This is a genomic window from Thermotoga sp. Cell2 (assembly GCF_000789375.1).
GTDB lineage: Bacteria > Thermotogota > Thermotogae > Thermotogales > Thermotogaceae > Thermotoga > Thermotoga petrophila.
In genome coordinates this window covers 1,494,615-1,516,368 of record NZ_CP003409.1, presented here as the reverse complement: position 1 = coordinate 1,516,368, position 21,754 = coordinate 1,494,615, and the positions used below count along the sequence as shown (strand labels likewise).

Below are 21,754 nucleotides of genomic sequence, written 5' to 3'. Positions count from 1 at the left end.
TCAAACCTCTCCCGAATAGGATTTTCTGATTCTGGGATCTATGATCACGTAGAAGATATCAACGAGGAAATTGGCAAGAAGCACTCCAAGGATGATGAACAAAAAGCACCCCTGAATCAGGAAATAATCCTGGTTCAAAATTCCCTGCATGAGGATGTATCCTATACCGGGGTAAGAAAAGACGATTTCCGTTGTGAGAGCACCTGCAACCACCGTTCCGAGCTGGATGGCAAGACCGGTGATCTGCGGGAGGATGGCGTTTCTGTAAGCGTATTTCCTTATGAGTCTCTGAGACGATCCGAGCGCCTCGAGATATCTGGAATAGTTCGCTTCCAGTTCGTAGATGATCATGTTCCTCATACCTATTGCCCAGCCCCCGAGCATCACAAGGAACAGAGAACCAAATGGAAGTACCCAGTGGTGCAGAAAATCGAGTATGAAATCCCAGGAGAATGAAGGTGTTATTCCAAAGCTGTAAGCACCTGCGAGGGGAAACAGAGGTATAACCACACCGAATATCCAGGCAAGAAGAATACCAAACCAGAAATAAGGAGATGCTGTCAGAGTGTAAAAAAACAGGCAGCGCAAAGTTATCGAGTCTCTTTTTCCTTGCAACAAAAGCTCCAAATCTGTTTCCTATCGCAAAACTCAGAAGAACGGCTGGAAGAAGCACTATCAGCGAGTAAGGCAAGGCACGAGCTATCACTTTTGCAACTGGTTGAGGATACATGTAGATGCTTATACCAAGGTCACCTCTGAAAAGCGCTTTCCAGAAATTGATGTACTGCTCCCAGAGGGGTTTGTCGAGACCAAAAGCCTGAGTGAAGTAGCTTTGAAGAACCTTGACAGATTCTGGAAGTCCGGCGAACCTTGAGATCAGAAAATTTATAGGGTTTCCTGGCATAAATCGAGGAATAGCCCAGTCAATTGTGACGGCAAAAAAGAAGGTCAGAATGTAGATCAGGATCTTCTTTGTAAGATACTTTCTCAAGACTCCTACCTCCTTCTTTTTTAAAACCCCGCCCCGAGGGGCGGGGTCATCATTTTACTTTGCTTCAATACCAAAGAGCGTCTTGATTCCTGTGAACTGCCACCAGCCGTTCCAGCCTATCGGGACAGCGTACGGATTCTTCTCCGTTGGCCAGTTGGTCCACACAGCTTCAGAAGCCTGGAACCATGCACCGTTGTACCACAGAGGAATGAACGGCAGATCCTTGAGCAGTATCTCTGACAGCTTGGCTACTACTTCTTTAATTTTAGCATCATCATTGCTTCTGTTGAGTTCGTCGAGAAGAGTCTCAACTTCAGGATTGGCGTACTTTCCAAAGTTTCCGGAGTAGGAGTACTCGGATTCTACTGCATCCGGATAGAACACACCGTTGAAATAGGACCAGATGGTAGCGGAAACACCGGTTGTAAAGTTGTTGAGTATGAGATCGAACTTTCCACCGTAGAGGTCGTCTGCGTATTTGGAGTAGTCGGGGTATTTAGGTTCGACGTTGATTCCGACTTTCACGAGATCTTCTGCAATGGACTGGATAGAAACCATCCAGTCGGTCCATCCGTACGGACACTCAATCGTGAGCTTGAACGGCTTTCCGTTCGGATCTTCTCTGAATCCATCCTTGTTCACATCTTTGAATCCAAGCTCGTCGAGGATCTTCTTTGCCATCTCCGGATCGTACTTGAATCCGTACTTATCGACGACTTCTTTCGGATAGTACTTCATGTAACCGGGAAGCGGCAGGATTCCAGCGGGATTGGCAGCCGTCACCATGTTCTCGTAAGCTCTGGTAACGATCTTCTCGGGATTGATAGCGTAAGCCATTGCTCTTCTGAACTCAGGTATGCTGAGAGGATACTTGCTCACGTTGATGTAGATTCCTGCGGTGTTGGCCGGGAGCATGTAAGGAGCGTTTTCATACCAGGTGACGATTCCGTATGCTTTCTTCAAAACCGGAACACCCGGCAGGAAGAAGTTGCTCCAGTCGAGTTCTCCTTTCATGAGCATTCCTACTGCGACATTGTTGCTGAGCACTCTCAGTTCCACGATCCTTTCAGGTTTGGGATCGTAACCGAGTTCTCTGATGCCCCACCAGTTCCCGTTCTTCTTGAATACACATCTGTCGTCTGCCCAGCTTTCAACGTAGTACGGACCGGATCCAACTGGATTTTCATTGGCCGCCTGAAGAACTTCTTCCTCTGTTTTGTTTTCCCAGATGTGTTTTGGTACGATCGGTGTGTTGATGAGCATCTGTTTCCATTCCTGGTACCTCGGGTCGGAGAAGACGAACTTCAGCGTTCGTTCATCGACCCTTTCGATCCTGTCGAGCCAGTTCCACACAGGACTGTAGCTGATACCAGTGTACTTCTTGGCGATTTCAAAGGTGAAAACCACGTCGTCTGCCGTGAGAGGAACTCCGTCCTGCCATCTGAGACCCTTTCTGAGCGTGAGTACGTATTCGTTGTTGCTGACCCATTCTCCTTTTTCTGCAAGCCACGGCTCGAACTTGTCGTTCAGAGGATCGTAGAGGAACAGAGGTTCATAGACAAGACCGATGGTTCCCGCAACCGCGTTCCATGGTGTGAACGGGTTCCAGTTGGATGGAGGAGACCACAGCGCTCCACCCCAGTAGAGCGTTTTGTTTCTCTCAAAAGTCTGTCCGAAAACCGAAACCAGTGCCAGGACCAGAACGAGAACGACTAAAAACCTTTTCATAAGAACACCCCCTTAAAAGAGTATGAGATCGCTATCTCCACGTGTAAATGTACAGTGAAAATGTTTACATTCCAAATCCAGTCTCCCGGGATTATCAAGATTTATTTCTGATTATTTGCAACAACTTTTCTTTAACTCGTTGTTACTCTCTCGAGATAATTTTCCAGTGCGTGTACGGCTGCTCCAAAGGCGATCACCGGTTCCTGCACTTTCGAAAAACTCATGTCCACACTGTGTTTGTAAAGAAGGTGTGTTTCCACTTCGATTTTGATCTTTTTCAGAAAATTCTCACCAAGTTCTTTGAAAAACCCTCCTATGACGATCTTCGATATCCCAAAAAGATGTATCAAATTCAAAAGACCTATACTGAAATACCTCGCTATGTCATCAAAGTACTCTTTCACGCGAACATCACCAGAATCTCTTGCTTCAGCCAGAGAGCTGAATCCCATAGAAAGAACGTGTTTCAGAACAACATTTTCGTTGCACACATCTTCCAGGAAGACGTACTCGTTTCCATTGAAAACCCTGGTGTATCCGATCTCTCCTGCGTATCCGTTTTCTCCCCGGTAGAGTTCTCCATCGATGATGATGCCAGCTCCTATTCCCTTTCCTGTCAGGATCCAGGCGAAAGAGTCATCCCGCTTTGTATACCACTTTTCTCCCACGGCTCCCATGTCCGCGTCGTTCTCCACCCAGACCTCGATGCCGTACTTCTCTTTCAAAAGGTTCGCCAGAGGAATCTGTGAAAGTGGAAAGTTTCTCGGATCTATGATGATGCCTCTTTCAGTATCTATCGGTCCAGGAGCTGCCACTGTCAACGCTGAAAGTTTACTGCCGAGTTTTTCCATCATATCTTTTGCGCGGTCTATAATTCTGTACATGACATTCAACGTTTCCTCTCTATCGCTCTGAGATGGAAGAGGATGTGCTTCGTGTGCGAGAATGTTCATACTGGCATCTATGAGACAGGCAGCTATTTCGTCCCTCGTCACCTCTATACCGAGAACATAAGCACAATTCGGTGAGATTTTCAAAGATTTTGTGGGTCTTCCCACCCCCTTCGGAGAATCTTTCTCTTCAACGACGATCCCCTTCTCCAGGAATATCTTTGCGATCTCACCAACTGTGGTCTTGGTGAGACCGAGTTCCTCCGCGAGTTCTACACGCGACACGGGTGATTTCATTATTCGTTTCAGAATCCTCGATATGTTTTCTGCTCTCACCGATTTCGGCAAGTTCTCACTTCCTTCACATAGAATTTCTTTTCACAAAATCCACGATCTCGTCGATGTATCCAAATGCAAGGGCCACGTGAGTGTCCGCCGCACCGTAGTATATTGCAACTCTTCCTGTGTCGGCGTCGCAGAGCGCGGCACACGGAAAGACAACGTTTGGAACGAAGCCCACCGTTTCGTACTCTTCTTCCGGCGTCAGAAGATAGTACCTCGACCTGTAGAGAACCTTGCTGGGATCGTCGAGATCGAGGAGAGCTGCTCCAAAACTGTACACGTAGCCGTTGCAGGTGAGTGTCACACCGTGGTATATGAGCAGCCATCCTTCGCTGGTTTCTATTGGATACGGTCCCGCTCCTATTTTGAGGTTCTCCCACCAGTTGTAACTGCTTCTTCCCAAGACGAACCTGTGGTTACCCCAGTGTATCATATCGGGGCTTTCACTGAGAAATATGTCTCCAAACGGGGTGTGACCGTTGTCGCTCGGTCTGTTGAGCATCACATATTTCCCATTTATCTTCCTTGGGAAGAGAACTCCGTTTCTGTTGAATGGAACGTAAGCGTTCGGAAGTCGAACGAACGTTTTGAAATCCTTGGTCATGCCCACTCCAATCGTGGGGCCGTGGTCGTCTGTACAGAAGGTTATGTAGTAAGTATCCTCTATCTTCACTACCCTTGGATCGTAAGCGTAACTCGGCTGGAACGGTTCTCCATTCACATCCACCCACTGTATCTCTTCTGGCTCTATTTCCCAGTTTATTCCGTCTTTACTCCTTCCGAAGTGAAGGAAGGGCCTTGTGTTCTTGTGATCGATCCTGAACACCCCCACAAACTCTCCGTTGTACGGTACAACTGCGGAGTTGAAGACTCTTGCTCCCTTTGGAACCGGGTTTCTTCCAATTATCGGGTTTTTGCTGTATCTCCACACAGGACCAGTGTAGCCTTCCGGCCTTTCTTCCCAGGGAATGTTTGGAATTTTCTCCGTAAACACTTTCATCCATGCTTCCCTCCTTAGATTTAGAGCCCCACCCAAGAGGGTGGGGGAAAATTTATTTTGCCGGTTTGAGATTAAATAGAATTTTCAAGGCACCAGTTTGCCACCAGTTGGCCCAACCACATGGCCAGGCATATGGATTATGTTCGTTGGGCCAGTTAGTCCACACGTTATCTTGTGTTATAAACGCCATCGCTCCATACCAGAGAGGGATGAAAGGTAGATCTTTTAAAAGGATCTCTCCAAGTTTTCCACAGAGTTCGGTGACTTTCTCAACATTGTCAAGTGGTGTCCTGTTGAGTTCTTCAAGTAAACTTTCCACCTCGGGATTCTGGTATCTTCCATAATTTCCTGTGTAAGAGAATTCAGATTCTAAAGCATCAGGATAGAAAATAGTATTGAAATATGTCCAGGGAGTGCTGCTTATACCTGTTCCATTGGCATTCATTTCTATATCGAATTCTCCTTTGTACATGTTTTCATAGTATTTGGAAGAATCCGGGAAGTATGGTTCAGCGTTTATTCCAACCACCTTGAGTTGATCTACTATCACCTGAATTGCCTGCATCCAGTCGGTCCATCCATACGGACACTCGATGGTGAGCTTAATGGGTTTTCCATCTGGGGTTTCTCTGAAACCATCTCCATTTACATCCCTGAATCCAAGCTTATCAAGAATACTTTTCGCCTCTTCAGGATCGTATTTGAAACCATGCTTTTCTACAACTTCTTTTGGATAGTACTTCATCCAAACAGAATTCGGAAGAAAACCAAGGGGATCTGCTTTTAAGACGGCTCCTTCATAGACTCTTTGAACTATTGGATCTGCATTTATCGACATAGCAATTGCTCTTCTGAACTCGGGAAGGCTAAGAGGATATTTTCGTGCATTGAGGAAAAGACCAACAACCGTTGATGAGAGGTGATACGGTGGTTCGTCGTACCATGTATTGAGATTATAAACTTTTTTCAAAATGGGAACACCTGGGAGCATGAAATTACTGAAGTCCTGTTCTCCTTTCATCAACATGCCGAGCGCCACGTTGTTACTGAGGACTCTCACTATAACAACGTATTTCGGAGCAGGTTTCACACCCATAACTTTTGTTCCCCACCAATTCTCAAAACGCTCGAAAATCATTTTATTCTGGTCCCACGAGTGAGCAACATATGGGCCTGATCCCAATGGATACTCATTTGATGATTGAAGTATAGTGGTTTCATCTTTTTCTTCCCAAATATGTTTTGGAACAATTGGAAGTGTATAGAGGAGTTCATTCCATTCATGATATCGAGGATCTTTGAACACAAAAATGACGGTTCTGTTGTCGGGTGTTTCAATATGATCAAGCCATTCCCAAACACTACTGTAATGTATTCCCTTGTACTTCTTAGCTATTTCGAAAGTAAATCGAACGTCTTCTGATGTCAATGGAACATTATCATGCCAGTATATACCCTCTCTCAATACAACCCTGTAAGTCTTACTGTCTAACCATTCACCTTTTTCTGCAAGCCATGGATCAAAATTTCCAGTGAGTGGATCGTAAAAGAACATTGTTTCATAGACAAGTCCAGTTGTTCCTGGTACCGCATTCCACGGAGTGAACGGATTCCAATTAGAAGGAGGAGACCACAGAGAACCTCCATAGTACATAGTTTCGTTTCGTTCTAAAACTTGGGAGAACAGACTTGAGAAAAGAAAAACAACCACGAATACCAGTAAAAATCTTTTCATATTCACATACCTCCTGTTCTTTTATAAAGTCTCACATTATCGATGAAAATCGGTCCATCGTACCTCAGATGATCACCGACAACTCCTATGTGAAGTTCTTTCACCCCCGCTGTTCTGTCGAACTCAATTCTTACATGGAATCTTCTGTACTCTTTTCCGCCGAAAGTGATGATCTCCGCACTTTCCACGTTCGCGTTGTTCATGTCGAGGCCTATCTTCACCCAGCCGGGGTTCAGAACCGCGTACGGCCTCAACCTTCCCTTGAGTCCCTCGACGTTTGGAATGTAGATGTCGTACTCGAGGATCTCACATTCTGAGAGTCTTTCGAACTTCCTTGCTACTCTCACTTCTTCCCAGTCGCTCTTTCCGGGCAGTTTCACGTTCAGCTGCAGTGCTCCATTTCCCACCTCACCGTTTCATTCAATGTCAGGTGACCCGAACTCTGCCTGCCAGGTTCCGCTGTTCCACCAGTTTTTCACCTCTTCTGGAGAGGAAAAATCAACTTCCTCTGCGAGCACGTACCGTGCTTCGTTCACCACTTTCGCTTTGATAGAGTCTTTCACCGTTTTTCCCTGAAAGTGGCCTTCAAGGAACATTTCATGTTCTCCATCCGGGATCCGGGTTGTGTCGAGATCAAAGCCGTAAATTCCGTATCCGAGATGCTCTATCTCATTTTCAAAAACCAGATCTTCGACTTTGACAGACAACTTTTCAAACGTGTTGCTGTAGTCGAAAACACCAGCCCTCACTTCCACGGTCTTTTTGATCTCCATGCCGTCTTTTGGAAGGATGAAAGAGCAGGTGTCTTCTCTTATGTCTTCACCTGTGTTGAACAGCTTCGCGTATTCTCTTATCAGTTCCGCTTCTGGACTGTCGTCGTTCACTATTCTGAAACCGTCGTAGTCCGGATAGTACCCCCTTTCATCCTTGTCCCAGCCTTCCCCGATTCCCGCGAGCATCCAAAACATCGCTCCATCTCCACCGAGATCGTAGACCAGATCGTTCCAGAGTCTGTAGATGGCCGTTCTGTTAACTGGCGCACTCTTTGGAATTCCATATTCTTCCAGAACAACGGGTTTTCCGATCTCTTTTGCGATCTTTATGTGGTCTTCTATCCACTTCGCTCCCCACTGGGCATAGTTCTCTGGACTGACACCCCAGTGGGACGGATAGAGGTGGAACGTGCCGAAGTCCACCGTCTCTATCGAAAGGAGCTTCTTCCAGTCAACACCGGACCAGCCGTTGTAGGCCCACTCGGCTTCTCCACCGTAAGGTTTGAATCCTTCGTAGTTGCTGAAGAATCCTTCGTCCCCCACAGCCACGAGGTGGTTGGGATCCAGACTCTTTATGTAGGAGCTCATCTCCTTCACCCACTCAACGAGCGTGTTCCCCGATTTGTCCGTCTCACAGCGCAGTTCGTTTGCAAGCTCCCAGGCCATGATGGTGGGCTCTTCCCTGTAAGGAACTCCCGTGTAGGTATTGACATGGTTTACGAGAAAGGAGACGTACTTTTTGTACTCTTCTTTGATCTTCTCATCTCTGTAGAAATCGTCGTGATGGGTTCCTCCAAACCATCTCACGTACTGGTTCATTCCACCGAAGTCGTCCCAGTTGTTCACAAGAACAATGACAAGTTTTATACCGAGTTCTTTCGCTTTCGCAATCGTATAGTCGAGTCTTTCGAAACCGCTCTGGGCGTTCGATATTCCTTCTGGCACCCCGAAAACACCGGGCTCAGGATGCATGTAGGTGTTCTTGTCTCTGCAGTAACTCTCCCCGTCGAGGAAACCCCAGATTCTGAGGACCTTTATACCCATGTCTCTGGCACTCTCCAGAACACTGTCTATCATTCTGTTGCTCTTGTAGTGCATGTAGTAGTTGTTGCTTCCAATGAATCTGAATTCTTTTCCGTTCAGAGCGAATTTTCCGTTTTCCACTTTCACGAACTCGTCACTTGCAAAGAGAACGAAAGAGAGCTCAACGATCAATAAAATGAACATAAATCTACGCATACCGACACCTCCCGTTAATTAGTAAACTTTACTTATTTATCAGGGTCATCGAGAAAAAATGTACCATTCGGACTTCTGCAAAGTCAAGTCCTATTTTTCGTGATTTTCGAGTTTTATTTGTGAAAGTGAGCAATTATTTCCGATTAGAATCTAAAATCTCAAAATCTCTTCGGTTTGAACACTCCTTCCAGGTTTTCGAAGTGTTTCTTCCTCTCCCGGTATATTCTTTGGAACGTTTCCTTGAAGAGCACATCCACAACGGCGATCTCTCCGATGTTCTCCCTGAGGAATTCGTAGGTGTCGTACTTCACGGGCGGGCTTTGAAGCACCAGATGAACCACCTTGGCGAGTTCTGACTGTCTGTTCGTTGTGATTGCGATCGTCTTCGCTCCCATGTCTTTTGCCACCTGGGTGGATTTCACCGTGTCTCTGATGTTTCCCGTGTGACTGATCGAGATCACCAGGTCTTCACCGGTCAGATTCACGGCCTCTATCACCTGAACGTGCGGGTCGTTGGAAAAGAACGTGTGGAAGCCAAGAAGAGAGAACTTCAGGCTCGCGTACTCAGAAACCATTCCCGAGAGTCCCACACCGAAGAAAAGAATGCGGTGGGCGGAGAGTATCCACTCCACCGCCTTTTCCACGTTCTTCATATCGAGGGTGTCCTTGAGCCTTCTGAGGATGTCTATCTCCTCGTCTATGAAATCTCTTCTTTCTATGGTTTCTTCGATCCCGCTGAGTTCTCTTGCAAGTGCGATCTTGAAGGCCTGGTAACCTTCGAAATCGAGCTTTTTGATCATCCTGTGAATCGTGGTTTCGCTCACACCCACGATCTTTGCGAACTCTGTGATCGAGTAGTGGATGACATCGTCCGGCCTTTCGAGCACGTAATCCGCGACTTTGCGCTCTGCAGGACTGAACTGTGTGTAGACGTTCAGAATTTTATCTCTTATCTTCAACTTTCCATTCCTCCCTGAGCGAGTGTTTCTTCTCCAGAAACACATCGAGCTGTTCGTACACGTACCTTTCTGCCTCTTCATCCGATAGAGATTTTACCTCTTCCGCAAAGCGTGCGGTTCTCGCGAAGTAGAACGGCAGAAGATTTTCCACCACTTTTTTGTCCCTTGTTTTCCTGTACTGAACAGCGCTCCTGTAGAGGGTGTCGACCCAGGAAGAGAGGCTCAGTGTACCGCTCTCTTTCACTTCCGACAGGATACCGCGATCTATGTATTCCACTTCTTCAAGGGTTTCTCTTGCGAGTTTTTTGAGGTTTCCAATGTCTATACTCATAGAAGGAACTTCCTCTTGAGGAGTTTCACCATAGATGGGAACGTCTTCTATTTTCCATATTTCTTTCCAGACGTTTTCGTAGGTGATCACAAGTTCAAAAAGCGTTCCCACGACCTGAAGGAACATTCCTTTAAGGTGTTTTCCCGGGTCCTTCACGTCGTGCACCTTGGTTCCAAGAGCTGCCTGAACAACCCTTCCAGATTCGTTTATGGCGGTTGTGGTCATCCATATGTCGATCCCGAACCTTGCAACGTCCGTGTTCCAGATCTCTTTTGGCTTTCCCAGGTAAATCTCGAGGAGCTTTCTTCCCACACCGAAATCCCCACCGATGGGCTGGCGCACCTTTTTGCCGTAGAGAACGGCCGTCAGAGGAAAACACACGTTGTTCGTGATCGTGCCGTCGAACCTGTGCCTCAGGTAGAAGGGAGTGACGTAATCTGCCTCTCCTTTCAAAACAGGTCCTGCGAGTCTTTCCACCCACCAGGGTTTGACACTCCGAAGATCCGCGTCGAGAAAGACAACCGCTTCCGCATCCTGTTTCAGGGCAAACTCCATGATCGCTCTCATCGCGCTTCCCTTTCCGGGAAGGCCTTCATAAACGAAGCTCTCTTTGGGAAGACCGAAAGTATCGGTCTCCATGAATCGCTCTCTTGTCCCATCTGCCGATCCTCCATCGGAGTTCACGATCATACCATCACCATCGAAGAAATCTACAATTCCCCGCGCCGCTGTTCTCGCAACGTGAGAAATCGTTTCGGCGTTGTTGTAACTCGGTATCCCCACAACCACTTTCATGGTAATACCTCCCTACTCAGTATGTCTTCCAGTCTCTCTAAACTGAAGTATTTCTTTCCCACTTCAAAGTTGTGTTCGACAGTCTCCCTGTAAAGAGACGGATCGAAGAGGAGACGAGAAATTTCCTCGACGGCCTTTTTCAAAATCCTCTCGTCCACCTTTACAAGGTCGTTCTCTCTGAAGCATCGATCTCCAAGACTGACGTATTTCAGGCCGGCTGGTTTTATATCTGATTTGAAGACTTCGTACTCGAAAAGCACCACGGGCTTTTTGGCTGCGATCGCTTCCAGAAGCTGATTCCCCCATCCTTCGAGTATCGATGGATACGTGACAAAATCAGCGACGTTGTAGAGCTTCCAGAACAAAGAGGTGTTTTTTCTCACTTCCTCGCTCAGGACAAGAAGCGATACTCCTTTTGAAGAAGCGTATTCTTTGAGTTCTTTCAGATACTCTTCGTCTTCGCAGATACCGGAAAAGAGAAGGATCACTTCTCCGCTGTATCTCTCTCCGTTGTAGAGATCAGCTTCTTTTTTCGATGTCAGTGTTTCCTTCAGAAGTGACACCACATCTATCGAAAGTTCGATCGCTTTTCTTCTATCGATTCTGGTTGCCTGGAGGGCCACAATCGTGCCAGGCGCTATCTGAAGTTCTTCTCTCACCCTGTGGTACATCTCTTCAGAAGTGATGGGAGAGCTGAAATCCATGACGTTTGGCACCACGACAGAATCGATGTTTCTGCGTCTTTTAAGCTCCCTTTGAGCGATCGTGTTTATGACAACGTGTTTCACGTTTGGAAGATCTGGAGGGAAGTGTTTCTCAAGGATCTCCCTGAATCTTCTGTTTTCCGGAATCAGATGTTTCCTCTCCCACCAAAAATCGTGGTGATGCGCGACGAAGTTCTTTTCCAATCTCGAAAGGGCAAGGCCCAGGGGCGGAAAGAGTCCAAGGGACCAGATGTTGTTGGGAACGATGAGATCGTAATCTTTCAAGGCTTCGTTCAGGATGTGGAAGAGCTCTTCCTCTTTTTCTTTCAAGAAATCGAGAAACTCTTTTTCACTGAGGAAATCTTTTATTCCTCCGAAGAAGTTCCTGTTCACCCTTTCAAAATCTGGATTTTCAAAACCGATCTCCTTTAGAGTGAGATCGACTCCCTCTTTCTTGTTTTCGGCAACGATGTGGACTTCGTGGCCCATCTTTGTGAGAACCTTCTTCCACTTTTCCATCTCGAGTGAGACACCATCCATGAGACCTCCCCGGTAGTGAATGAGCGCTATTTTCATTCTCTCTCCTCGCTTTCAAAGAGTTCCACCACGTAGTCGTAGGTTCTTCTCTTCATTCGAAGCTCGTTCAGCTCTCTCGCTGTTTTCTCGACATCTATCAGATACTGAAGGGAAAGTTCTATTTCCTTTTTCGTTCTCAGAAGAGAGAAGAGCCGATGCTTCGATCGAGGATCGTCCTTTCCCTCAAGATTGGTAATTTCATCTTCGAGGCTGGAGAGCGTTTCTTTCAAAAATTCGATCACTTCACCTTCCGGGTTCTTTTCCACGGAAACAACGGGAAACTCCGGGAAATTCAAAATGTTCAGTCTCGAAACAAAGCATTGTTTCTCTGAGAGAGACTCTATCGATTTCTCACCTATCTGAAGCGGTCTCAGACCTTCTATTTCTTCGAGGTACGGATTGTACACCCAGAGGTGATACCGATCCTTCACACCGGCCCAGGGGAGAGAAGAGAAGAAGAAAGTTTTCTCCTTTTCGGTGCCGTCAGCTTCAACATCTAAAAGAAGAGGAGGATTATCGAAGAGAAGGTACCATCTGAAGAACTCTTCGCTACGTGGATGAACCGGCAGTTCCATGAACGCAAGATCCACTGTGAAAACTCCTTCACACTTTGCCCCCGGAACATACATCATGGGTCCCGCGTCACCAACTCTGTTTTTAACCTCTTTTGCTATCCACTCAACGGACCTGCTCAAAGTGACGTGTACTTTTCCTTCTTCCATCCAGTACTCTCTAAGACCTCTTGCGAGAATAGTCTTTGAACTTCCTTCACTCCAGACGGACACAAACCCCTGAAATGGAAATTCCCTCACTTCACCTGTTTCTCTTGCTGCAAGCAAAATCCCTTTCAGTTCCTCAGGAGGTGTTTCAGGAAGAAGGTAGGAGTCTTTTTCTTTCCTTTTCACCACGTCAAAAGGCATCTTCGCGAAGATTTCGCCACTTCCCGTTTCATAAACCATTGAAAGCTTGTAGTTTTTCCCCTTTATCTTCAACGCGATACGCCACTTCACGAGCGGGGTTTCATCGAAGATCACGCGTTCTTTCGTCTCGATCAGGCATTGCGAGGAACGTATCGTTCTTTCCAGTTCCACCACCATCGAGTGTTTCGTCTGCAAAACTGTTCTCATCTTCTCCAGAGAAATCGAAAAATCAGTTTCTTCAACAGAGGTGGTGTAAGCGTCACCATCTTCTTTGAACAGTTTCAAAACACCCGCTTTCCTGTTATTCAGAACGAGTGTGCCGTCTCCTTCAAAATAGGCTCTGTAGTATTCGTTTTCCCAGGTGAGTTCCTTCACTTCTTTCTTCTCGTCGGCAACTTCTGTTTTGAACAGCCCTGCACCGTTTGTTTTCAACAGGAATGTCCTCTCGCCATCGCAGAAGTGATGGTTGTAGGAAAAGGGCGATAGAGAGAGTGCGTAGGTTCCCTTCTCAAGACCTAAACGCTCTACAAGGTGCCTCAGCCTGGATTCAACAGAAGATTTCACAAGGAAATACACGTTTCTGTACGTTCTCTCCATTTTTTCGTGGACGTGGTCAGCACAAACACCGCAGCTGTTGTCGTGCGCGAGAGTTTTCAGGTAATCCCTCCAGAAAAGATCACTTAACTCCTCTCCGTTCAAAACAGAGAGAAGATCGTTCATTTTCAAAAGCTTCTCTACAAGATCACTTTCAAGCTTCAGATAAGCTCTTGTGGAGAGTGTCCCTGGAAAGACGCAGGCGTACCTTCCAGAAAGGAGCTCTCCAGAGAGGGTGGGGGCATCTTCAGGGAATCTCTCGGGAAACTCTTCTGGTGAGACAATCTCAACGTTCAGATAATCTTTGGGATCCTCGGGAGAGAGATCTATATCGTATCCGTCGAGAAGAAGAATTTCTCCAGATCTCGAGAATTTTGCGAGTTTTTCCACTTCGTGTTTCAGTCTCTTCTCCGCGATATCCCGCGTTTCCTTCAAATTGTAGAGGTTCCTGTATCCTCCCACGAGGAAAACACCCTGGACAGCTGTTCCATCGCTTCCTTTCCAGAAAAACTCCTGGGAGATCCCGTCGTTTTCGAAGGAAATTCCCCTCCACAGAAAGACCTTTTCTATTCCAAAGATTCTGTGCAGTTGAGGTTCCTGTGATATGTGACCGAAACTGTCGAGAAGCCATCCGGCGTTCATGCGTCGTCCAAAACGATTCGTGTCTTTTTCTCCTATCTCGAAGTTTTTCAAAATGGAAGCTTCACCCGGAATTCTCCAGTCTATCTGGATGTAATACGGACCAACAAGGAGTCTTCCAGATCTCACAAGCTCTTTGAGATCTTCTTCGAGGTCCGGATGGTAAACGAGGAGATCTTCAACCGCAGCTGTTTGGCCATCCAGAACGTACACGAATTCTGGATTCTTCTGAACAAGCTCTTTCACTCTGAAAAAAACTTCTTTCAGCCATTTAGAGGTCACTTCAGAAGAGGTGAACCACTCTCTGTCCCAGTGGTTGTGAACAACCACCTTCACTTTCATGAGATTCTCTCTCCCGTCTCAGGGTGAAAGAGATGGATCTTTTCAACGTCCAGGAAAAACGTGATCTTCTCACCGCTTCTGAAATCCACATCCCCTGGAATTTTTGCGACGATCTTCTCACTTCCAACGTTGAGATGGAGAATCGTATCCGACATGAGTTTCTCGGCGAAATAAACCTCTCCTTCCAGCTTCAAAGTGTTCGGCTTTTCCTCCAGATAGACGTTCTCCGGTCGAATACCAAGGATCACCTTTTTTGCACCTGGATCGGTCTTCGCGGGAATCTTTATCTCACCGTTTTGGAGGACAACGCTATTTCCTTCCGATCTCACTTCCATCTCTAAGAAGTTCATCTGCGGTGATCCCACAAAACCAGCGACGAAGATGTTCACCGGATGGTGATAGATCTCAGAGGGCGTTCCAACCTGCTGAAGCTTTCCCTGGTTCATCACCGCGATTCTGTCTCCCATCGTCATGGCCTCTGTCTGGTCATGAGTCACATAGATGGTGGTGACTCCAATTCTTTCCTGAAGCTTTTTCAGCTCGCTTCTCATCTTCACCCTCAAAAGTGCGTCCAGATTGGAAAGAGGCTCGTCCATCAGGAGTACTTCGGGTTCGTGAACGATCGCTCGGGCAACGGCAACCCTCTGTCTCTGACCTCCGGAGAGCTGTGCGGGGTACCTGTCGAGGAGTTCGGAGATGTGAAGGAGATCCGCTGCCCACTTTACCCTCTTTTCTATCTCCTCTTTCGGGACTTTTTTCAGTTTCAGAGGATACGCGATGTTGTCGTACACCTTCATGTGGGGCCACACCGCGTAGCTCTGGAAGACCATCGAAATGTTCCTGTCCTTTGGAGGAAGGTTCGTCACGTCGCGATCGTTGAAAAAGATCTTTCCCCCGGTCACCTGTTCGAGACCCGCTATACACCTCAGAAGGGTCGTCTTTCCACAACCAGATGGACCGAGAAGAACGAGGAACTCCCCTTCGTTCACGACAAGGTCGATTCCATCGAGAGCCCTCACATTCCCGAAATATTTCTTCACTCCGTCTATTTTCACCTGCGCCAAGATCGATCACCTCTCATTTCAGGGTGATACCCCACATGCTTACAAGATATTTCCTTATGAAGAATATGAAGACCATCGCAGGAACGGCCATGATCGTTCCCGCAGCGAACTTGAAGTAGTCCGGTGATGCCATGGCGGTGTTCAGAATGTGTGCTGGAAGTGTTCTGTTCGTGAGTGTGAGGATCGAAGAAGCGAAGACTTCGTTCCAGGACATGATGAAGGCGAATATGGCAGATGCGGCGAGGCCAGGAAGAGCAAGAGGCAGCGTGATCCTTATAAACGCCTGGAATCTGCTGAGACCGAAGACCATCCCCGCTTCTTCGTATTCGACAGAGATTCCGGAGAAAACACTGGATGTGATGAGAACGACGAACGGAAGTATCATGGAAGCGTGAGCCAGTGCCACACCAAGCGTGGTATCCGCGAGGTTAAACCTCATGTAAAGAACCACAAGAGGTACCGCCACCACAATCAACGGAATCGATCTTGTCATAAGCATGGAAAGTCTGATGATGTTTTTTCCCGGAAACACGTACCTTGTGAGGGCGTATCCGGCTGGAAGCCCCAGCAGGAAAGAGATTCCTATCGAGATGAGCGCCACCTGCACACTGACCAGAGTGGCTTTCCCACCTCCGAGGGTGACGAACAGCTTGTAGAGATGTTCCAGTGTGAGACTACTCGGAAAGATCCTGCTGGGATTGTAGTAATCCGAGGACGGTGTTAGAGACGCAAGAACAATGAAGAACACCGGTGTCAGAAACCACAGGGAAATGATCACCGAAAGAAAAATTATGAAAAACTTCTTCATCATCGAGCCCCCTCTAAATGTTTTGCACTGAGGAAGGTGATGTAAAACCAGCTAACCACGATGGTGACAAGAGCGATCACGAGAGCGTACGCACTGGCCATCTTTGGGTCGTTCATGAAGGTGTACCAGTAGTAGGTCTCACCAGCGAGAACGGGAATGTCTCTTCCCGCAAGAAGCCACACCACACCGAATATCTGAAACGCGAAGAGAGTCCTCAGAAGGAGAGCCGACATGATCGATGGTTTCAAGAGCGGGAGTATGATCTTTGTGAATTTCTTCCATCTTGAAAAACCGAAGAGATCTGCAGCTTCGAGATACTCTTTGTTTATCGACTGAAGACCCGCCAGGAGGATGATGAAAACAAGGGGAGTAGCCCTCCACACCTCCGTGAGAACGATCACCCAGAATTCCCTCGCTTTGAACATGTATCCAAAGAAATAAATGGGTCTTTCTATCAGATGCAAATTCATGAGAATTTTGTTGAGATAGCCGTTCGGCGAAAATATAGTGTAACTCATGAGTGCTGCTGTCACATCACTCAGAGCCAGTGGGATCGCTATAAAGTAAAGTACCGTCGTGTAACCTTTGAACTTCTGATTGACGAAAAGAGCGAGTCCCAGTGCGAATATGAGCTGAAGGGGAACGATCACTGCTGTGAGAAGAATGGTGTTTTTCATGGCGTTCCAGAAACCACCATTCTCCACAAGGCGCTTGAAATTTCCAAGAAAACCTTCATCGCTTGTAAAAGCGAGTCTGAACGTTTCGAAGAGAGGATATCCCATCAACAAAACGAGATAAAGAACAGCTGGAAGGATCAAAAGAAAAGAAATCCATTTCCCTCTCATGGTGCACCCCCGGAAAAGGGGTGGGGATCCCCACCCCGGGTATCAGAAGAGACTTGCGTCGGGTTCTGGAAGTTCCGCTCCGGATTCTTTGAACAGCTGTCTGATTCGCTCACCGAGTTCCTTCACTACCTTCGCTGGGTCTTCACCCTGGAAGACGATCCTCGTGAAGGCCATTCTGTAGGTTTCGGTGAACTCTCCGCTCTTTGGTCCAAGACTCGGTATGAAGGAAACGATAGAATCCTTCGTGGCGGACTGATTTATCACACCTTCTGCGAGCACTTTGAGGGCACCTTCTGGCACGGCACCAACGGCTTCCTGAACCACTGGGAAGAAACCGACGTTCTTGAGGATTTCAACCTGCATCTCTGGAGAAGTGAGGAAGTCTATCACTTTCGCGGGTTCTTCGAAGTCCGCATCCTTCGGTATGGCAAGGCCCACGAGCACTATGATGTACCCTCTACCCATCGGCCCTCTTGGGACCGGTACAACAACGAAATCGTTAGGCTTTTCAACGATCGCGGGTTTGAGTCTTGCAGTGTGATCCCAGGCGATCCAGACTTCTTCTCTCAGGAGAGGATCGGCCATCCCGTCCCAGGTGGAGCTTGCCGGATGTACGTATTTGAAGAGCTCCTTCAGATAGTTCCACATTTCAACGGCCCTCACACTGTCGAACTTCAGAGCCTGCGCTCCCGTGAAGGATGGATAGATGTAGCCGTGGAGGAACCTGTGCCAGAGTCCCTTCGGTCCGATCGGGAAGCCAAGAAGGGGTTGTTTCGTCTTCTCATAGATGTTCTTTGCCCACTCGAGCAGAGCGTCGTAAGTCCACTTCTCCGTCCCCCTGATGACGTCTTCTTTCGAAAGACCGCGCGGCAGGTAGTCAAACGCCTTTTTGTTAACGGCCATCACGTAAGTTGCCTGGAGCCAGGGAATGAACACCTTTTCACCTTTCACATAAGCGAACTTCTCAAGCGTCTCGATGAAGGTTTTTCCTTCGAATTTGAGATCCTTGAGATCGCTCAGAAATCCTTCGGAAGCCATTATGTAGAGGTTTCCCTGGAGGTCTGCAATCAGGTTCAGCGTATTTTTACCGGCTCTGATCTCCGCCTGGAGCCTGCTGTAGAGCTGTGGATACTCGAAGTTGAGGAACTCCACATCGATACCGCTCTTCTTCGAAAATTCCGCGAGTTTGTTGAGCATGAACTCCCTTTCAGCAGCGGGTGTCATCTGTGTGGACGCGAAGTTCACCTTTCCGAACATGAGACCCGCAACGATCAGAAGAACCATGAAAAACAACCACTTTCTCACCTTGAACACCCCCTTGAAAAGATTTTTCAAAATTGGATATGTGATAGAAAATTTTCTACATCCATATCATAATAAAAAATTGCTCCCTTTGTCAAGAGGTGTTAACATAAAAGGGATATTCGTCCTTTTGAACACTCTATGGAGGGTTTTTCAAGATGGGAGTCTGCAGGATTTGTGGTCTTTCACTTGATGAGATCAGCGATTCGATAGGTGTCTGCCTGGAGTGCCTGAGAAAGGGGAATCTGGATTTTGCAAGGAAGGCCCACAGAAAATGGAGGGAAGAGATCGGTCTTCCCGTTGAAAGGTGGGCTCGTGAAGAAGGAAAGGTGTGTTTCCTCTGCGTCAATTCGTGCGTGATACCGGAAGGGAAAACAGGATTTTGCGGCGTTCTCAGAAACGAAGGAGGCAGGCTCTCCTATATAACAGGCTCTCACAGGAAGGCCTTCCTTCACTGGTACTACGATCCCCATCCAACGAACTGCGTCGCACTACCTATCTGTCCGGAAAGAGAACACAGGGGCTTTTACAATTTCGCAGTCTTCTTCGCAGGATGCAACCTCGACTGCCTCTTCTGTCAGAACATAGATCACAAGTACATGGTGAAAGACGGAAGGATATCCGAAGGAAAGATCGTGGACATCGACGAACTCGTTGAGATAGCTATGAAACCACGCGTCTCCTGTGTGTGCTTTTTCGGGGGAGATCCCACTCCCTGGACTGTGTTCGCACTGGAGTTTGCCGTGAAGCTGGGAAATCGCCGAAGGATCTGCTGGGAAACGAATGGTCTTGCTCATCCCAGGATCATGGAGAGGATGGCCAGAGTCAGTCTCGAAAGTGGTGGCATAGTCAAGATAGACTGGAAGGCCTTTTCACCGGAGGTTTATGAAGCGCTGACCGGAGTTGACGGGAAGAGTGCCGTTAGAAGAATCATGGAGAACGTGCAGCTGGTTTCCTCCATGGGTAAGGGAAGAGAAATACCACTTCTTGTTATCAGTGTTCTTGTAATACCTCACTACATCGACGAAAAGGAAATAGAAGGAATCGCAGGGTTCATTTCATCGGTGGATCCAGAAATTCCCCTTGTTCTCCTTGCGTTCGCTCCTCAGCACCTGATGAGCGATCTTCCAACCACCAGAAAACATCACATGGAGAGAGTGAAACAGAAGGCACTCGAAAAGGGTCTGAAGAGGGTGTTCGTGGAGAACGTTTGGCTTCTGAGCTAAAGTCTCATTTCACTTCCCAAAACTCGACGAGTTCAAGCGGTATTCTGTCAATGAAATTCTCTCCGCTTCTCATGATGAACCTGTTTCCGCGGTATGGGTAGGAGGTTCCGGTGACCTGGTAGGAAATATACAGCTGTTCCTTTGCTCTTGTTATGGCAACGTAGAAGATCCTCTCTTCCTCATCGAGATTCCCTTCGGATATCGCGAAATAATTCGGAAAGTCTCCGGGATTCACAGAGATGACAAAAACGACTCTCCACTCGAGCCCTTTTGCCTGATGAACGGTGGTGAGAGTGACCTTTCCCTCTTTTTGAGAGATTTCTCTTTCTATTTCAACGTTTTCCGTCACAGCAAGATCCGTCAGGAAGGATTCGAGACTTGTGTAGCGAGACGCTATTTCAACGAGCCTTTCCAGATCCATCTCCCTTTCACGGAAATCAGGATACCTCGCTTCCAGATATTCGGAATAAAAAGAAGACAGGACGCGCTCTATCATTTCCCCAGGAGAATCGAGCTTTCTGATCTGATCGAGAATATCGATAAACCTGCTGTACTCACCACTGAAACTCACTTTCTTCAGTTCCTGGAAGGGATCCAGACCTTCTTCCACGTAAGCGCTGGCGAGATCCGCTATCTTCGAAGCCGTTCTGTCACCGATCCCGTAGAAGAGCTTTGCAGTCCTCAACCATGCGGATTTGTCCCTTGGATTTTGAACGATTCTGAGAAAAGAAAGAACGTCCTTCACGTGGGCGCTCTCGGTGAATCTGGGACCAGACAACACACGGAAATCTATTCTACTTCGAACGAGTTCCATCTGAAGCTCCAGAGAGTGCGAATGTGATCTGTAGAGAACTGCGATTTCTTCTGGTTTGAACCCTTCTTCTATTAACTCGAGAATCCTCTGAGACACGAACCGCGCTTCTTCGTATCTATTCCAGGTCTTGACAACAACAGGTTTCATACCATCCTTCTTTACCGGCTTCAGTTCTTTTGGAACGGATTTTTTCGGAAGCATGGCGTTTATGAATTTCACAATACTTTCCGTGCTTCTGTAGTTCGTCTGGATCTTGAAGATTTTTGTTCCGGATACCTTTATGAAATCTTCAACGTTTTCGTACCTTGCCCCTCGAAAGGAGTAAATACTCTGGGCATCGTCTCCAACCGCCAGGACGTTGCCGTGTTTCGACGATAGGTGTTCCACTATCCTGTACTGAACGTAGTTGGTATCCTGGAACTCATCAACGAGTACCCAAAGGAATCTTTCCGCCTCTCGATCTCTTATTTCTTTGTTCTCTTCTAAGAGTCTGTAAGCGTAGAAGAGAAGGTCTTCGTAGTCCACCACATTTTGAGAGCGTTTTTCCTGTTCGTAGAGATCGAAGATCTCCGAGATTTCTTCTTTCAAGTCCAGAAACTTTGGATTCTTCACTACGATACTTTCCCTCAAAGATTTGAGAGTATTTTTCATATAAGAATATATAGCCATCAAAACAGAAGGCTGGGGGAAGTTTTTTCTCTCTTCTTTACTCTTTCTTTCGAGGTACTTGCTTCTTGCATGCCTCATGAGGCTCTCCGCGTCTTCTCTGTCCAGGATAGAGTAATTTCGTTCCAAACCCACGTAAGGTGCGTACTTTCTCAAAAAGTAGTTGCACACATGGTGGAACGTTCCGGCGAGCATCTCAGAAAGCTCTCTTCCGGTCACCGTCTTCGCTCTCTCTACCATTTCCCGCGCCGCTGCTCTGGTGAACGTGACCAGAAGAATCCTGGAAGGATCCACACCGTTCGCCAGAAGATAGGCGATCTTGTACGTGATAACCCGGGTTTTCCCAGACCCCGGGCCTGCTATTACAATGCATCTTCCCTCTGATTCAACGACTGCTTTTCTCTGTTCCTCATCCAGATCTTCCAGAAAAGAAAGATTCGCTTCCTTGGGCCTTATCCGGTATTCTTTCAT

General features: G+C 47.3%; 15 protein-coding genes and 1 pseudogene. 1 reads left to right on the top strand and 15 read right to left on the bottom strand.

Features of this window, described 5'->3' with window-relative positions; genetic code table 11:
* The 14 genes and pseudogenes from CELL2_RS09690 to CELL2_RS07790 all read right to left on the bottom strand — a co-directional run bounded on the left by CELL2_RS09690 (window position 1) and on the right by CELL2_RS07790 (window position 18,580).
* The gene (locus CELL2_RS09690) at window positions 1–588 is read right to left on the bottom strand and encodes an ABC transporter permease (RefSeq protein ID WP_235231217.1); all 588 of its coding nucleotides are present in this window, start codon (window positions 586–588) and stop codon (window positions 1–3) included.
* Between the two features lie 457 nt (window positions 589–1,045).
* On the bottom strand, window positions 1,046–2,719 hold the full coding sequence (locus CELL2_RS07850) for an ABC transporter substrate-binding protein (protein ID WP_038034329.1): 1,674 nt from the start codon (window positions 2,717–2,719) through the stop codon (window positions 1,046–1,048).
* Between the two features lie 131 nt (window positions 2,720–2,850).
* On the bottom strand, window positions 2,851–3,957 hold the full coding sequence (locus CELL2_RS07845) for an ROK family transcriptional regulator (protein WP_004080064.1): 1,107 nt from the start codon (window positions 3,955–3,957) through the stop codon (window positions 2,851–2,853).
* A gap of 13 nt (window positions 3,958–3,970) precedes the next feature.
* Complete coding sequence (locus CELL2_RS07840) at window positions 3,971–4,951, bottom strand: glycoside hydrolase family 130 protein (protein WP_004080062.1); 981 nt, start codon at window positions 4,949–4,951, stop codon at window positions 3,971–3,973.
* 52 nt (window positions 4,952–5,003) lie between these two features.
* Window positions 5,004–6,686 (bottom strand): ABC transporter substrate-binding protein, encoded by a 1,683-nt coding sequence (locus CELL2_RS07835; protein WP_012896539.1) that lies wholly within the window; start codon window positions 6,684–6,686, stop codon window positions 5,004–5,006.
* Between the two features lie 2 nt (window positions 6,687–6,688).
* Window positions 6,689–8,686: pseudogene (locus tag CELL2_RS07830) on the bottom strand (cellulase family glycosylhydrolase).
* Between the two features lie 170 nt (window positions 8,687–8,856).
* Window positions 8,857–9,657, bottom strand: a complete 801-nt coding sequence (locus CELL2_RS07825; protein WP_012896537.1) for a MurR/RpiR family transcriptional regulator — start codon at window positions 9,655–9,657, stop codon at window positions 8,857–8,859.
* On the bottom strand, window positions 9,641–10,783 hold the full coding sequence (locus CELL2_RS07820) for a glycosyltransferase (RefSeq protein WP_038034332.1): 1,143 nt from the start codon (window positions 10,781–10,783) through the stop codon (window positions 9,641–9,643). Before CELL2_RS07820 ends, CELL2_RS07825 begins: the two co-directional genes overlap by 17 nt.
* On the bottom strand, window positions 10,780–12,063 hold the full coding sequence (gene mggS, locus CELL2_RS07815; RefSeq protein ID WP_038034334.1) for a mannosylglucosylglycerate synthase: 1,284 nt from the start codon (window positions 12,061–12,063) through the stop codon (window positions 10,780–10,782). Before mggS ends, CELL2_RS07820 begins: the two co-directional genes overlap by 4 nt.
* Window positions 12,060–14,558, bottom strand: coding sequence for an alpha-mannosidase (locus tag CELL2_RS07810; protein ID WP_038034336.1), 2,499 nt, complete (start codon window positions 14,556–14,558; stop codon window positions 12,060–12,062). The genes mggS and CELL2_RS07810 overlap by 4 nt, the downstream gene beginning before the upstream one ends.
* The gene (locus CELL2_RS07805; RefSeq protein ID WP_004080048.1) at window positions 14,555–15,622 is read right to left on the bottom strand and encodes an ABC transporter ATP-binding protein; all 1,068 of its coding nucleotides are present in this window, start codon (window positions 15,620–15,622) and stop codon (window positions 14,555–14,557) included. Before CELL2_RS07805 ends, CELL2_RS07810 begins: the two co-directional genes overlap by 4 nt.
* Window positions 15,623–15,635: 13 nt before the next feature.
* Window positions 15,636–16,433, bottom strand: a complete 798-nt coding sequence (locus CELL2_RS07800; RefSeq protein ID WP_010865285.1) for a carbohydrate ABC transporter permease — start codon at window positions 16,431–16,433, stop codon at window positions 15,636–15,638.
* Window positions 16,430–17,275 (bottom strand): carbohydrate ABC transporter permease, encoded by an 846-nt coding sequence (locus CELL2_RS07795; RefSeq protein WP_038034339.1) that lies wholly within the window; start codon window positions 17,273–17,275, stop codon window positions 16,430–16,432. Before CELL2_RS07795 ends, CELL2_RS07800 begins: the two co-directional genes overlap by 4 nt.
* A gap of 42 nt (window positions 17,276–17,317) precedes the next feature.
* Window positions 17,318–18,580, bottom strand: a complete 1,263-nt coding sequence (locus CELL2_RS07790) for an ABC transporter substrate-binding protein (protein ID WP_004080042.1) — start codon at window positions 18,578–18,580, stop codon at window positions 17,318–17,320.
* 155 nt (window positions 18,581–18,735) lie between these two features.
* Here CELL2_RS07790 and CELL2_RS07785 point away from each other — a divergent pair, with 155 nt between their 5' ends.
* The gene (locus CELL2_RS07785; protein ID WP_004080040.1) at window positions 18,736–19,803 is read left to right on the top strand and encodes a radical SAM protein; all 1,068 of its coding nucleotides are present in this window, start codon (window positions 18,736–18,738) and stop codon (window positions 19,801–19,803) included.
* 4 nt (window positions 19,804–19,807) lie between these two features.
* Here the strand turns inward: CELL2_RS07785 and CELL2_RS07780 are convergent, their stop codons facing one another.
* Window positions 19,808–21,754, bottom strand: coding sequence for an ATP-dependent helicase (locus tag CELL2_RS07780; RefSeq protein ID WP_038034342.1), 1,947 nt, complete (start codon window positions 21,752–21,754; stop codon window positions 19,808–19,810).

What these genes read in the sequence shown, in the direction of transcription:
- CELL2_RS07835 (WP_012896539.1), bottom strand. Translation starts at nt 6,686, where the DNA reads ATGAAAAGATTTTTACTGGTATTCGTGGTTGTTTTTCTTTTCTCAAGT.
- CELL2_RS07850 (WP_038034329.1), bottom strand. Translation starts at nt 2,719, where the DNA reads ATGAAAAGGTTTTTAGTCGTTCTCGTTCTGGTCCTGGCACTGGTTTCG.
- CELL2_RS07810 (WP_038034336.1), bottom strand. Translation starts at nt 14,558, where the DNA reads ATGAAAGTGAAGGTGGTTGTTCACAACCACTGGGACAGAGAGTGGTTC.
- mggS (WP_038034334.1), bottom strand. Translation starts at nt 12,063, where the DNA reads ATGAAAATAGCGCTCATTCACTACCGGGGAGGTCTCATGGATGGTGTC.
- CELL2_RS07840 (WP_004080062.1), bottom strand. Translation starts at nt 4,951, where the DNA reads ATGAAAGTGTTTACGGAGAAAATTCCAAACATTCCCTGGGAAGAAAGG.
- CELL2_RS07800 (WP_010865285.1), bottom strand. Translation starts at nt 16,433, where the DNA reads ATGATGAAGAAGTTTTTCATAATTTTTCTTTCGGTGATCATTTCCCTG.
- CELL2_RS07785 (WP_004080040.1), top strand. Translation starts at nt 18,736, where the DNA reads ATGGGAGTCTGCAGGATTTGTGGTCTTTCACTTGATGAGATCAGCGAT.
- CELL2_RS07795 (WP_038034339.1), bottom strand. Translation starts at nt 17,275, where the DNA reads ATGAGAGGGAAATGGATTTCTTTTCTTTTGATCCTTCCAGCTGTTCTT.
- CELL2_RS07780 (WP_038034342.1), bottom strand. Translation starts at nt 21,754, where the DNA reads ATGAAAGAATACCGGATAAGGCCCAAGGAAGCGAATCTTTCTTTTCTG.
- CELL2_RS07820 (WP_038034332.1), bottom strand. Translation starts at nt 10,783, where the DNA reads ATGAAAGTGGTTGTGGGGATACCGAGTTACAACAACGCCGAAACGATT.